The sequence below is a fragment of the Vibrio ishigakensis genome (assembly GCF_024347675.1).
Classification (GTDB): Bacteria; Pseudomonadota; Gammaproteobacteria; order Enterobacterales; family Vibrionaceae; genus Vibrio; species Vibrio ishigakensis.
In genome coordinates this window covers 1,447,149-1,461,014 of sequence record NZ_AP024882.1, presented here as the reverse complement: position 1 = coordinate 1,461,014, position 13,866 = coordinate 1,447,149, and the positions used below count along the sequence as shown (strand labels likewise).

The following is a 13,866-nucleotide window of genomic DNA, read 5'->3' as shown; positions in this document are numbered from 1 at the left end:
AAAGCGCACATTTTACCCAGTATTAACAAATACGCCTCAAACCCCATGGGAATTGCCTTAATATTGAAGCATCACGTCATCGCCTACGGACTCTTTATCTATGGACTCTCTCTTCAATCCTCGAAGTGTCGCCGTCATTGGTGCCTCAAATCGACCTTTCTCACCGGGTAATGTCATTATCAAGAACCTCCTGGGTGGAGATTTCACTGGAACCATATTACCAGTCAACCCCAAGCACGCTTCCGTTGCGGGTATCCTTTGTTACCCTGATATAAAAAGTCTGCCTGTTAATACCGAACTCGCCATTATCTGTATTGAAGACTTTATCAGTAAAAAGTTGTTTCATGACCTGCAAAACGCCGGCGTAAAAGTCGCGGTAGTGATAGCTAACAGCGTGTATAACAAACAAGAGTCTAAAACCTTGCTGGCACTGGCTAGAGAGCATAAGGTGCGAGTGCTTGGTCCGAATAGCCTAGGACTGGTCCTTCCTTGGGCAAACCTTAACGCCTCGCTCTCCCCATGTCCCGTATCTCCGGGAAAGATTGCGTTCGTCTCTCAATCTGCCGCTATCGGAAGTACCGTACTGGACTGGGCTAAAGAGAAAAATATAGGATTCTCAGCCTATATCTCCATTGGCAGCATGGCCGATGTAAGCGTATCAGAGGTCATTGATTATCTGGCGATGCACAGTAAAACCGAGGCGATCTTACTCTACGTCGAGCACATCAAAGATGCTAGGCGATTTATCTCGGCTGCTCGCTCGTGTGCCCGCAACAAACGTATCTTGGTGCTCAAAGGCGCACGCAACGACACAGCAAAAGCGCTCTCTATGCAACATCATGGCGGGGATAAATCTCTAAATCTGGTTTACGATTCTGCCTTCGAGCGTTGTGGTTTGCTTCGAGTAAAGTCCACACACGAGCTATTTGCTGCCGCCGAAACCCTAACCCACTCAGTGCCACTAAAAGGCAAACGTCTGGCTATCATCACCAACGGTTCTGGTCCCGGAGTGATTGCGACAGATACCCTTGACCAACTCGGGGGAAAACTCGCTGAGCTATCTGAAAAAACCCAAGAGTCTCTAAAATCGCTAACCGGCCAAGTTGACTGGCAACAAAACCCAGTCGATATATCTGGTGACGGACAGACAAACAAAATAGAGAAAGCGTTTGATATTCTAATGGAGGATCAAAGCGTTGATGTCATCTTGGTCATGTACAGCCCATCAGCACTGGCGGATCCAGTGGACGTTGCGACGAGCATTATCGAGAAGTACAAGAGTCACCCACATAGGCGCAGGGTGAACCTCCTCACCAACTGGCTAGGAGAAAGCAGCGCAGCCGAAGCAAGAAAGCGCTTCGCCAAAGCAGGCATCCCCACCTATCGCACCCCAGAGAGCAGCATAATGGCATTTATGCACTTAGTGCGTTACCGAGCCACTCAGGTACAGTTAATGGAGACCCCGCTTTCTATCACCAAGCCAGCGCATCAGATCAAACGCACCATTGAGCTTATCGGCTCCGAGGCGCGAACCCTGTCTCGAGAAACGACAGAACAGATACTGGATGATTATGACATCACTCTCACCACCTTGATGGCGCCTATCCATATCAACCTTATCATGTATAACGACCCCACCTTTGGCGCCGTAATAGCCATAGGAAAAAGCGATGAAATCAGCGACGAGAATCTAACCATAGGCTTACCGCCACTCAACCAAAAACTGGCGCAAACCCTTATAAAGAACGGACTGCGTGAACATAAGCTTTCACCGCTTAGAGAAGAGATGTTCAACGAGCTTACGCGAAATCTGGTCTCATTCTCACAGCTGGTTGTAGATATTCCAAAGCTTGAAAGAGTCAGCCTAGCTGGGACATTTAGCCCTACAGGCGAGCTTAGTTTTGTGGATGGTTGGATTGAGACCTCTGAAGCTGACTCTAAACTCTCTATTAGACCCTACCCAATCGAACTGGAGCAAGAGATCCAGCTCAAAGACCAAAGCCTTGCTTTAATTCGTCCTATTAAACCCGAAGATGAGCCTACTCATGCAGAGTTTATCTCTAAGGTGAGTAAAGAAGACCTCTATAAGCGCTTTTTTAGTGATGTTGGAGAGTTTGACCATATGGCAGTAGCTAACCTCACCCAAATCGATTACGACCGAGAGATGGCGTTAGTTGCAGTAGTGGAAAATGAAATTATCGGCGTCTCTCGGATAATCTCAGATATACGCACCAATACCGCTGAGTTTGCGGTGCTTATCCGCTCTGATAAAAAAGGCATAGGTTTAGGTAAAATACTAATGCAAGCAGCCATCACCCACAGCAAAAATAAGGGGCTCAAGCGTCTAGAGGGCGTTACCATGCCAACCAACCGCGGCATGATAGGCCTGGCCAAAGCCCTTGGGTTTAGCGTTGAGGTGGATTTTGAAGAAGGTATGGCCGAAATGAGGCTACCATTAAGGTGATAACTGATTAATTTGCCTGATAATAAGTGGGCGCTGTGCTACACTCTGCGCCCTTTCCCTGATCAACCGAGAATATAGAGATGTCTACTAAGCAAGAGCTGCAAAACCTTCACAATCGCATCGACAGATGTAATCGTAAACTTGATGCGGCTAAATCACGTCAAGATCATGAAATGATTAGCAAGTTCACTGACGAGATTGAAAAGCTAACCAAGAAAGCTAGTTCTCTAAAACACAAGCAAAGCTACGATCTGAACAAAGAGAGCAAAGCTATTAAAGCGATGGCGTTTTCTCGCGAGATCACTAAGGAAGAGCAAGCGGATATGGGTAAACTAAAGCGCCGTGTTAAAGGCCTTATCGTTGTTCACCCAATGACTAAGCTAGGTAAAGCCCTGCAACTTAAAGCAATGACAGGTTACGCACCTAAGGCGTTCTAAACACCCTATCGTTGGACGCGTTTTACAACGCGTCTTTTTTTGTCACCCCCAGACAATAACCACTATGAACCTTGATACCATGCTCCCTTCTGGCGTGCGCTTTATGCTCTTATCCGCTCTCGGATTTGCGCTGATGTCTGCGTGCGTAAAATACGTCTCAAACCATGGCATTCCCGTTTTCGAGATCGTTGCCGCCCGCGCCCTTGTCTCTCTCATCATCAGCTATCTTTATGTAAAACGAAAAGGTATCTCTATTTGGGGAAATAACAAGAAGCTATTGGCCCTGCGCGGCATTGTCGGCACCATGGCACTGATGTGTGTGTATTACTCCGTTACCACCCTGCCATTAGCAGAAGCGACCATACTTCAATATGTACACCCTGTATTTACCGCCATTCTTGGATTTGTATTTCTAAAAGAAGCAATCAAATTACCGACTGTAGTATGCATATTGCTGTGTCTGCTTGGCCTTTTCGTGATCGTGCAGCCCAATATGCAAGCTGGCAGCACCGAGAGTCTACCGACATTCAGTATCCTTATCGCTTTGCTTGGTGCCATGGGTAGTTCTATCGCTTACGTGATAGTGAGAAGACTGAGCCGAACAGAAGATAGCTCAGTTATTATCTTCTACTTCCCGCTTGTGGCTTTACCTGCATCACTGCTACTGACCTGGAACGATTTTGTGGTACCAAGCTTTGATATTGTGTTGATGCTGATACTGGTGGGTATTTTCACTCAGGTTGGTCAACTTGGCCTGACCAAAGCGATGCAAACCCAATCAGCAGGACAAGCCTCTGCGTACTCGTATGTGCAAATCATCTTCTCTGCAGCCCTTGGGGTTTGGATATTCAACGAGACTCCATCGGTCTGGACCTACCTTGGTGGCAGCCTAATAGTGCTTGGCGCCATGTTCAATGTATTTGGCAATAAGCTCATCGATAAGCTTGTTCCAAGTAAAGCTTAAAACAAAACAATGCCGGCGATTGCCGGCATTGTTTTAACTAAATTCGAAATGACAAATCTTAGATAAGTTTCGTATCACCCAAGACTTTGCCTTGCCCATTTGGTTGCGCTTCCACGCCATAATTACAGGAGCGGTGAGCTCTTCACTGCCTTCGATTTTCACCAGTGTGCCTTCGACTATCTTTTGCCTTGCAATGTGTGTTGGCAAAGTGCCTATGCCAAGACCTTGTTCAAGCGCTTCTAGTTTGGCTGCAAAGTTAGTCACAGTTAGCCTATCTTGCTTCTCGAGAACATTAATACTGCGCGCTGGCTTACTTCTTGCTGAATCGGCAATAGCTATGACGCGATATCGAGTCTGGGCCTCTATATCAAACTCTCCGGCGCGCTTATGTACAAAATGGTCAGGCGCGGCAACCCAAGTAAACCCAATGCTACCTACAACCTCTGTTTTTGCTTCTGGAAGTACCCAGCCGGTTTGCGGTGCGATAAGTATGTCAGCTCTGTCATCGCTTAGTGCTTCCCAGCTACCCGCCAAGATCTCTTCTTGCAGTTTGAGCCTTGTTTTACTCTTGTCAGCGAGTTTATCCACCAGCGGAAAAAAGTGATTAATAGGGATCACACCATCAAAGGCGATGGTCAGATCAAGCTCCCATCCGTTGGCGATGCTATTCGCCTCTCTCACCATCTCGTCGGTAGCTGCAAGAATAAGTCTCCCTTTCTCAAGTAGCAGTCTGCCAGCAGGAGTCAGCTCCGCCTTATGACCAGAGCGGTCGAAGATAATGATATCCAACTCTTGCTCAAGTTTTTGGATCTGATAGCTCAGTGATGAAGGAGCGCGCCTAAGCTCTTCGGCCGCAGATGAGAAACTGCCCCGACGCTCTATGGCGTCGAGAATATGCATAGCTTCTAAAGTGATGGGACTGCTCATTAACTTCCTTATTTATCGCTTATGCTGAGATTATTGACTAAACCCCAGAAACTAAAAAGCCAACTCACAGAGTTGGCTTACTATTCGGATAACTTTGTAGCTAAAATTGTAATTGAAAAGATACAGCTATCAAATGTTTATCGGTTTGCTTTGATTTCTTTTGTGACCATCAATACACATGAAACGATAAACGTAACAATTAGCGCTAATTCCATTATTTCCCCACCTGATTCAAGATACTAACCACTTCGGCTCTACCGAAACTTAACTTCGGAGATATTGTATCAATCAGTGGGGAATTTAATTCATCGTTTATTCGGAATTATTCAGGGTAACCATTCGGATTTTCCGATTGCCAGCGCCAAGTGTCTTCGGTCATCTCTTCCAGACTACGTGTTGCTTTCCAAGCAAGTTCCTGCTCAGCTTTAGCAGGATCGGCCCAACATTCAGCAATATCCCCTGCTCTTCGCGGTGCAATCTTATAAGCAATGGTTTTGCCACTCGCCTTTTCAAAAGCTTTAACCATGTCTAGAACGCTAGAGCCATTACCGGTTCCAAGGTTAAATACGTGAAGACCATCACGGTTACCCACTTTCTGCAGAGCCGCGATGTGTCCGTCAGATAGATCCATAACGTGAATGTAGTCACGAACGCCTGTGCCGTCAGGAGTTGGATAGTCATCACCAAACACAGATAAAAACTCTCGACGACCCACCGCAACCTGAGCCACAAACGGCATTAGGTTGTTAGGAATGCCCTGAGGATCCTCTCCTAGCTTACCGCTTGGATGTGAACCTACCGGGTTAAAGTATCTAAGAAGCGTAATGCTCCAATCAGGGTTGGCTTTTTGGAAGTCGGTTAAACACTCTTCAACCATCAACTTGCTTCGGCCATAAGGGTTTGTCGCACTGGTTGGGAAGTCTTCAGTGATTGGCACCGTATGAGGGTCGCCATATACCGTAGCCGAAGAGCTAAATACCAGTCGCTTAACGCCAACTTCACGCATTGCGTCCACCAAGACTAGCGTTCCGTTTACATTGTTATCGTAATACTCAAGTGGCTTTTCTACCGATTCGCCCACCGCTTTAAGACCCGCGAAGTGAATAACAGCGTCGATCTCAAATTTTGATAGGGTTTCTACCATCAGTGCTCGGTCGCGAATATCCCCTTGAACAAACTCGATATCCTGACCGGTAACCTCTTTTAAACGACCAATCACACTCGCTTTACTGTTATAAAGGTTATCGAAGATGATTGGCGTCATTCCCGCTTCGATAAGCTGAATGCAGGTATGGCTACCGATATAGCCCATACCGCCTGTCACTAGTACTTTCATTCCATTACCAACTCTTTTGTATTCGTTCTGCTGACTATATTAAGGAATAGCATCACTTTTCGCAAAGTTCGTTTTATACTTGTGCTCATAGAAACAACAACTTACAGATAAAAATGAAACTAAATTGCGATATGGGTGAAAGTTTCGGCGCCTGGAACATGGGAAACGACCATAAGGTAATGCCTTTGGTGGACATGGCAAACATTGCTTGCGGGTTTCACGCCTCCGATCCAAACATAATGCAACATACGGTTTCTCTCGCCGAGCAACATCAGGTGTCCATCGGGGCACACCCTAGCTATCACGACCTGCAAGGATTTGGCAGGCGCTCAATTACCTATACACCGCAAGAGATAACCAATGCTGTTCTTTATCAAACGGGCGCACTGGATGCCATCTGTAAGGCTCATCAAACTCAAGTGGACTATATAAAGCCCCATGGCGCCCTCTACAACGACATGATGCGCAATCAATCTATTTTTGAGGCTTTGTTGGCCGCAGCTAAAATTCTCCGACTGCCGCTCATGATCTTGGCCACCCAAAATCAAGATTATGACCACCTTGCCAAAGAACACGGCGTCACTCTTATAAAAGAGGCCTTTATCGACAGACGCTACCTTAGCAAGGGTTTGCTCTCACCGCGCACAATGGAAGGCTCTGTGATGCATGAGTGGGAAGAGATAAAACATCAGGTGGAAGCCATGCTGCACAATAGACCCTTTAAATCGATTGAAGGAGATGAGATTAAATTGCAAGCCGATACCCTATGCGTTCACGGAGACAATCCAATTGCGGTTGAGATAACCGCCAAGGTAAGAGCCCTTATCGATGCAGGTTAAATCCATAGATCCAGTCGGTGAATTTTGCTTGCTGATCCGATTTTCTGATGTCATAGACCCTAGATTGCCGCCACTTATTAATCACGCTCGTGAGCATCTGTTACAGCACTATAAAGCAGAGCTGGTGCAAGCGGTTCCAAGCTATACTACTCTGCTTCTAGAGTTTACCCCTTCTATCTTTGATGCGAATAAGGCCATCACCGAGATCAGTCAGATCTTGACCTTAGCAAGAACAGTCACAGTATCTAACTCAGAAACACGCGTTATTGAAATCCCTACCTATTACGGACCGGAAACCTGCCTTGATATCGCCTTATACAAAGGCCTATCTATACAGGAGATAGCGTCTATTCACAGCACTGAGCTTTATCAAGTCTACGCTTTGGGCTTTGCTCCAGGGTTTGCTTTTATGGCTGAAGTGCCAGAAGCGCTGCAACTCCCTCGCCAAGACGCACCAAGAGCGGCGGTACCCAAAGGAAGTGTTGCCATCGCGGATAAACAAACGGCTGTTTATCCTGAGACCTCGCCCGGTGGATGGAACATTATTGGCAGAACCCCGTTAGAGCTGTATACCCCACAAAGTAAACAGATAAGCCGTATTCAGGTGGGAGACAGAATTAGGTTCGTTCCCATCAATCGCTCTGAATACCTAACGCTTGGGGGCCAGTTATGACCCCTTGTCTTCAAATACTTAAAGCCCATACTGGAACCAGTCTGCAAGATTTAGGCAGAGCCAATCTCGCCCACTACGGCATTACTCAAGGTGGTGCTGCGGATGAGTATGCTTTTAATTGGGCAAATAAACTCTTAGCTAATCCATACAACAGCCCAGCAATCGAGATAACGCTAGGTGGTTTTGAAGCAAAGGTATTAAAGGCAAACACCATTGCCATCACAGGCGCTAAGAACAATGTCTTGATCAATGGCAAGCCTGTCACGAGTTGGCAATCTTATCGCGTAAAGGCCAATGACATACTCAAGCTATTGCCATCTAGAGAGGGACTGAGAAGCTATCTCGCTGTAGGTGGCGGTTTTGACGTACCTCTAGCCCTAGGCAGTTGCGCTACTGTGTTAAAAGACAAATTGGGCGGCCTAAATAAAAACGGCAATCCCTTAGCGGTTGGTGACCTTTTATCCTCACACGATAATATAGGTATTCTAAAAGAGACCTCGGTGAGTCCTACCTTTATTCCTGAATACACTCAAGAGGTGGTACTAAGGGTCATTGCCGGTTCTCAAGCTCCACTTTTTGATGAGAGTGAGTATGACAAGCTATTCCAGCAAAGCTTTCTTATAAGCCCTGCCGCGAGCAAAATGGGCTATCAGCTTAAGGGGGAGCCGATAAAGATACCCAAGGCGGATCTAATCTCTGAGCCCATTGCTCTGGGCGCTATTCAGATCCCACCAAGTGGTGAACCTATTATCATGTTGTGTGAGCGCCAAACCATAGGTGGCTACCATAAGCTGGGTCAGGTGGCGCGTATGGATATCTCTAAACTCGCTCAAGCCAGACCGGGCCAACAGATTAGATTTGTACCAGTTAGGGGCAATGCAAGTGCCCAAGAGTATGTTTCATGGTTGAAATTTTTCGACTCAGCGTACGATTAATGTCACTTTTTATAACAACTTCTTATTCATTAAAATTTAAAAAAAGTGCTTGACCGATTTCCTGCAATTTTAACATTTCTGTGTTTGTGCATAACGAAGTGCCGTTAGCGCCCAAAAATAAAGGGCAAACCTAGATAGGCCTACCCTTTATCCATAGTTATCCCGACACTTATCCACAATTGGTGTGGATAATATCGCACAGTTCACTTTATCCCCAAATGTTAACAGATGTCACTTCTACCAGTTAACACTAGGTTTCATGAAACATCCCTCAGCCCTTTCATGACGGGGCTATAGTGCACCATTTTTGACTGGGATCAGAAGTTGCCTGATCAAGCTATTCACAACTAACGCCAATACCACAAAGGTCAAGATCGGCAGAACAAACCAAAGCTGTGGATGAATTCTTGGTGAAAGATCAAACCCAAAATGAAGTAATCCTGCGACACTGGCATCGGCTCCGATACTGGCAATGATCCCTGCAATTAATGCCATCAAACCATACTCACACCACAGCGTGGTCGAGATGCGCTTTTTACTGGCACCTAGAGTGCGATACAAACGGATCTCCATCTGTCTCTGCGCTATGCTGAGTCTCAGAAGGGTGAAGATCAAAAGTAGCCCAGCAATCACGCCAAGCGCGGCCAGTACCGTGATAGACCAGACGATTTGCTCTAACAGTTGCTGGATCTTTACACCCATCTTCCTGATATCAAGAAGGCTAACAGTTGGGAAACTGGCCGACAGCTGCTGAATAAAGGCGTCATCTTTATCTTCGAGTCGGTATGAAACCATGTAAGCACCTGGAATTTCAGCTACCAACTCGGGGGCAAAGATAAAATAGAAGTTTGGCTTCATCTCACGCCACTCTACCTTACGGATGGAGTTGACCACAGCTTCGATTCGTTGGCTATTGATAACAAACACAAGTGTGTCGCCAAGCTTTAGGTTCAATGCCTCTGCTACTTTAGATTCTACCGACACACCATCAGGCCTGCCCCAGTCACCAGAAAGCACCTCATTGTGAACTGGCAACCCTTGTGCCCAAGTTAAGTTAAGCTCTCTTCTAGTGGCATCGGTATCGCCGTTGGTTTCACGCTCACGCGCATTCTCACCATTTATCTCACCCAGGCGTCCACGCATGATTGGATAGGCCTCTGAGCGATTGATCCCCTGCTCATCTAACTGGCTAAGATAGTTTTCAACCTCATAAGGCGCAATATTAATGGCAAAGGCGTTTGGCGCATCCGGTGGTAGCGTGCTTTGCCAGTCTTGTAAAAGATCGGTTCTGACCAGCCAGACTATGGCAAGGAGCATAAGAGACAACCCTAGCGCACCGAACTGAAGACCACTGGCCATCCAAGAGCGGTTGAGACGACTTACCGCGAGCGCCATAGCTGGCTTTAACTTGGCTCGTCCTATCAAGCGAGATACCAACACTGCCATTACGGCCAAAAGCACAAACAGCAATACCATGCCTGCAAGGACTATCCAAACCAAGGTGTTGTTAGCGTAGACAATAGCCATCGGCACTAGAGGAACCAACACTAGCCACCAGCTCTTGCCATAGTCTGGCTCAGAAGGCTGAAGGACATTGGTCGCAGGAGTCTTTAAAAGATTCAGCATTGGAATGCCTAGGGCTGGAATACCGATCAAGATACAAGTGGAGATAGAGATGATTGCCGGTAACATGCCATAGCTTGGCAAAGGATCAGGCAGTAGCCCACCTAGCGGTACCCTCAATAACACCTCGAGTAAATAGCCTATACCTGTGCCAAATACGATTCCTATCGAGATAAGCAGTAATACTTGGATCAGCAACCAGCGCCCAATCCATTTAGTACTTGCACCAATACTCTTCAGCATAGCCACAGTTGTGCGCCTACCACTCACATAGTGCTGACAGGTAAGAACTAAGGTGGTTGCCGCCATAATCACCACAATGGCAACCGTCAGAGACAGATACTGGGTGGTTCGAGTAAACATATCACCCGTGCGACTGCGAGAGTTATGATCTCGCCATCTATCGCTGGGTGAAAGTTCAATGCCTTGCTTTAGATTTTGCAACACGGCATCTTCACCAACAAAGAATTGCTGATAACGCACCCTAGAACCCATCTGCAGTGCGCCAGTGCGCTCTACGTCACTAGCGTGTATCATAGCGCTTGGCATCTGTTGAAATGGATTGAAGGTCAAGCCCGGCTCTTGACTAATCCGGCCTGAGACCGTTAAATCGGCATCGCCTATAGTGACAACGTCACCATAATTGACCTTTAGAGCCGATATGACTCGCTCATCGAGCCACAACTCCCCCGGCGCCACATGCGACTGATTCTGACTACCATCGTTTAATATCAGCTCGCCGCGTAGAGGATAAGCATCATCCACCGCTTTAACCGACACTAGCATCATATCTTGGTCGCTAAACGCCATAGTGGCGTAGGACACCATGCTCGCCATCTCAGCATCACTAGATTCAGCTTTAGCGATCAAAGATTCCGGGACGGGGTTGGAAGAACGATAAACAAGGTCTGCTGTCAGCGCATCTTTACCTTGCTTAACGATGACCTGCTCCATCCGCTCCGCTAAAGCAGAGAGAGCGAAAACGCACGCAATAATTAGGGTCAGAGCCACAGATATCGGCCACAACTGGCCAAAGCGTATCTCTTTAAAGCTCCATGCCAACAGACGCCTATTGAGGTTGAGGCTCTGCGAAGGAGGAGACGTAGTTTCTACCTGTTGCATCAAGCCTCCTGTGCGCTTTTTGAGCGCGTTTCAGAGGTGATCTCGCCGGCTTGCATGGTGAAAACTCGGTCACATCGCGCGGCAAGGGCATTATCGTGGGTGACCATAACCAGCGTAGTGCCGTGTTGCTTGTTCAAAGCAAACAGCTGCTCAATGATATTCTGTGCCGTATGCTGATCGAGGTTCCCTGTAGGTTCATCGGCAAACAGGATCTTTGGTCTCAGCATAAAGGCTCTAGCCAGCGCCACACGTTGCTGTTCCCCCCCAGAGAGTTGCGATGGCACGTGATCAAGGCGCTTTTCAAGGCCCACTGAGTTGAGCAGTTCAATAGCCCGATCTTTATCCTCCGGTTCGCCTCGCAACAAGCATGGCAAGGTCACGTTCTCCAGCGCACTAAGACTCGGAATGAGTAGAAAGCTTTGAAATACGAAACCAATGTATTCCGATCTTAACTCGGCTCTCGCCTCATCACTCAGATGAGATAAAGGGTTACCCAACAGCTCCACTTCACCACTGCTTCCGGTATCTAATCCAGCCAGAAGCGTCATCAAGGTCGATTTACCCGCCCCCGATGCACCGACAATTGCAACGCTCTCGCCCGATACTATGTCTAAATTTACGTCCTGCAAGATTGTTAATTGCTCTTGTTTCGTAGAAACTACTTTGGTTAGCGATTCAGCTCGAATTACGGATGTGGTCATGTTACGTGTGTTTTCCTTACTGTTATTAACTCTTTCCTTCACGGCTCAAAGTGCGACTCTGCTCGTGCTGGGCGACAGCTTAAGTGCCGGCTATCAAATGGCGCAAAATCAGGCTTGGCCAACCTTTCTTTCTGATGAACTCAAACACAAGGGTGTCGAGGTAGAAACAGTCAATGGTAGCGTTTCTGGAGACACCACCGGCAACGGCCTAGCGAGGCTACCGCAGCTTCTTGATCAACATCAGCCAGACTACGTTTTGATAGAACTGGGCGCTAACGATGGTTTACGAGGATTTCCACCAAATCTGATCAAGCAAAACCTTACTCAGCTGATTAATTTGTCTCGCGACAATGGCGCCGAGGTTATCTTGATGCAGATCCAAGTCCCGCCAAACTATGGCCGTCGCTATACGCAATCATTTGAACAACTCTATCCTACCCTAAGCGAAGAGAAATCTGTGCCACTTATCCCATTTTTTCTAGCACAGATCATCACAGACGATAGCTTAATGATGCAAGATGGACTGCACCCTAAGGCAGACGCTCAGCCATGGATTGCAGAATTTGTTGCTGAAAATATTGCGCCAATTATCAAGGACTAAGCCATGAAAATCCGCCCAAGCATTAAAGGCGTTGTCGCGCGCTCCGCACACCCTGCCGGATGCAAGCAAGCTATCCTCAATCAGATTGAAGCGGTTAAAACTGCCAGTAACAGTACGCCTAAAAGCGATCTGCCAAAACGAGTATTAATCTTAGGCGGTTCATCGGGTTTTGGCCTCGCCAGTCGCATTGCTCTCAGCTTTGGCAATGCCGAGGCCGACACCATAAGCGTCAGCTTTGAGCGTGGCCCGAGTGAGAAAGGCGTTGGCACGGCGGGTTGGTACAACAACATCTATTTTAAAGAACTGGCGGAGCAACAAGGTCGTATCGCAACCAATATTGTTGGCGATGCCTTCTCAGCCGATATCAGAGCTAGGGTTCTGCAAGCCATACAAGAGCAATTTGATGGCAAGGTAGACCTCATTATCTACAGCCTAGCCACCGGCGTAAGACCTAAACCCGATGGTGAACTGTGGCGCTCAGCCATAAAGCCAATAGGTGAGTCATTACATGGCGCAAGTATCGAATTCGAGACAGACAGTTGGGTGGAACACACCCTAGAACCTGCAACTAGCGAGGAGATCGAATCCACCCGAAGAGTCATGGGCGGCGAAGATTGGCAAGAGTGGATCGATACCTTAATCAACGCCGATGCTATAGCATCCAATGCAAGAAGCATCGCCTTTTCATATATTGGCCCTGAGTCCACACACGCTATCTATCATCAAGGTACACTGGGGCGCGCCAAGGTTGACCTGCACCAAGCTAGCCACGCGGTTAATCTGAAGCTTGCTCCCTTTGGTGGCAGTGCCTATGCGGCGGTATGTAAAGCGCTGGTGACCAAAGCGAGCGTATTTATTCCAACCTTTGCCCCTTATGTGATTTCTCTATATCGCGCCATGAAGGAGCTAGGCGTTCATGAAACGCCCATTGAACAGATGATCCGTCTCTATCAAGACAAGCTATATCCTGAAGCAATTGTCGATGGGGAGCGTTTGATTCGTGTGGACGACTTTGAGCTTAGCGAGCAAGTTCAGGCCCGCGTCAGCGAGATCATGCCAAACCTCACTGCAGATAATTTTATGCAGTTAGGAGACTATCTAGGATTTAAACAAGAGTTCATGCAATTGAACGGGTTCGAGCTTGCTGGCGTCGATTATGAACAAGAGTTTACGCTCGAAGAGTTAGCTAAACTCACCCCGTAATTTGTACCCCTCCACACATGGCGACTATCCTTAGAAGATGG

Annotated in this window: 12 protein-coding genes; 8 read left to right on the top strand and 4 right to left on the bottom strand. The window is 47.4% G+C overall.

Annotated features, from left to right (window positions below; all coding sequences use genetic code 11):
• Positions 1 to 100: 100 nt before the first annotated feature.
• From Pcarn_RS20470 to Pcarn_RS20460, 3 genes are all read left to right on the top strand, one after another.
• Positions 101 to 2,464, top strand: a complete 2,364-nt coding sequence (locus Pcarn_RS20470) for a bifunctional acetate--CoA ligase family protein/GNAT family N-acetyltransferase (protein WP_261836173.1) — start codon at positions 101 to 103, stop codon at positions 2,462 to 2,464.
• An 80-nt stretch (positions 2,465 to 2,544) separates the two neighbouring features.
• Complete coding sequence (locus tag Pcarn_RS20465; protein WP_261836172.1) at positions 2,545 to 2,901, top strand: YibL family ribosome-associated protein; 357 nt, start codon at positions 2,545 to 2,547, stop codon at positions 2,899 to 2,901.
• Positions 2,902 to 2,965: 64 nt separating this feature from the next.
• Entirely contained in the window at positions 2,966 to 3,865 is a 900-nt protein-coding gene (locus Pcarn_RS20460) for a DMT family transporter (RefSeq protein WP_261836171.1), read from the top strand.
• 33 nt (positions 3,866 to 3,898) lie between these two features.
• Here the strand turns inward: Pcarn_RS20460 and Pcarn_RS20455 are convergent, their stop codons facing one another.
• Positions 3,899 to 4,792 carry a LysR family transcriptional regulator gene (locus Pcarn_RS20455; protein WP_261836170.1) on the bottom strand — a complete coding sequence of 298 codons (894 nt, stop codon included), beginning with the start codon at positions 4,790 to 4,792 and terminating at the stop codon, positions 3,899 to 3,901.
• Positions 4,793 to 5,114: 322 nt separating this feature from the next.
• Positions 5,115 to 6,128 carry a UDP-glucose 4-epimerase GalE gene (galE, locus tag Pcarn_RS20450; RefSeq protein WP_261836169.1) on the bottom strand — a complete coding sequence of 338 codons (1,014 nt, stop codon included), beginning with the start codon at positions 6,126 to 6,128 and terminating at the stop codon, positions 5,115 to 5,117.
• A 113-nt stretch (positions 6,129 to 6,241) separates the two neighbouring features.
• On the opposite strand from galE, the gene Pcarn_RS20445 reads away from it, so the two are divergent.
• Genes Pcarn_RS20445 through Pcarn_RS20435 form a run of 3 tightly spaced genes read left to right on the top strand, consistent with a single transcriptional unit; the run spans position 6,242 to position 8,575 of the window.
• The gene (locus Pcarn_RS20445; protein WP_261836168.1) at positions 6,242 to 6,967 is read left to right on the top strand and encodes a 5-oxoprolinase subunit PxpA; all 726 of its coding nucleotides are present in this window, start codon (positions 6,242 to 6,244) and stop codon (positions 6,965 to 6,967) included.
• Positions 6,957 to 7,640 (top strand): 5-oxoprolinase subunit B family protein, encoded by a 684-nt coding sequence (locus Pcarn_RS20440; protein ID WP_261836167.1) that lies wholly within the window; start codon positions 6,957 to 6,959, stop codon positions 7,638 to 7,640. The genes Pcarn_RS20445 and Pcarn_RS20440 overlap by 11 nt, the downstream gene beginning before the upstream one ends.
• Entirely contained in the window at positions 7,637 to 8,575 is a 939-nt protein-coding gene (locus tag Pcarn_RS20435; protein WP_261836166.1) for a 5-oxoprolinase subunit C family protein, read from the top strand. The genes Pcarn_RS20440 and Pcarn_RS20435 overlap by 4 nt, the downstream gene beginning before the upstream one ends.
• 291 nt (positions 8,576 to 8,866) lie before the next feature.
• Here Pcarn_RS20435 and Pcarn_RS20430 read toward each other — a convergent pair whose 3' ends face one another.
• Positions 8,867 to 11,320, bottom strand: coding sequence for an ABC transporter permease (locus Pcarn_RS20430; protein ID WP_261836165.1), 2,454 nt, complete (start codon positions 11,318 to 11,320; stop codon positions 8,867 to 8,869).
• Positions 11,320 to 12,021 carry an ABC transporter ATP-binding protein gene (locus Pcarn_RS20425; RefSeq protein WP_261836164.1) on the bottom strand — a complete coding sequence of 234 codons (702 nt, stop codon included), beginning with the start codon at positions 12,019 to 12,021 and terminating at the stop codon, positions 11,320 to 11,322. Before Pcarn_RS20425 ends, Pcarn_RS20430 begins: the two co-directional genes overlap by 1 nt.
• Here Pcarn_RS20425 and Pcarn_RS20420 point away from each other — a divergent pair.
• Entirely contained in the window at positions 12,020 to 12,622 is a 603-nt protein-coding gene (locus Pcarn_RS20420; protein WP_261836163.1) for an arylesterase, read from the top strand. The two genes, Pcarn_RS20425 and Pcarn_RS20420, sit on opposite strands and share 2 nt — an antisense overlap.
• 3 nt (positions 12,623 to 12,625) lie before the next feature.
• Entirely contained in the window at positions 12,626 to 13,825 is a 1,200-nt protein-coding gene (gene fabV, locus Pcarn_RS20415) for an enoyl-ACP reductase FabV (RefSeq protein WP_261836162.1), read from the top strand.
• Positions 13,826 to 13,866: the final 41 nt, after the last annotated feature.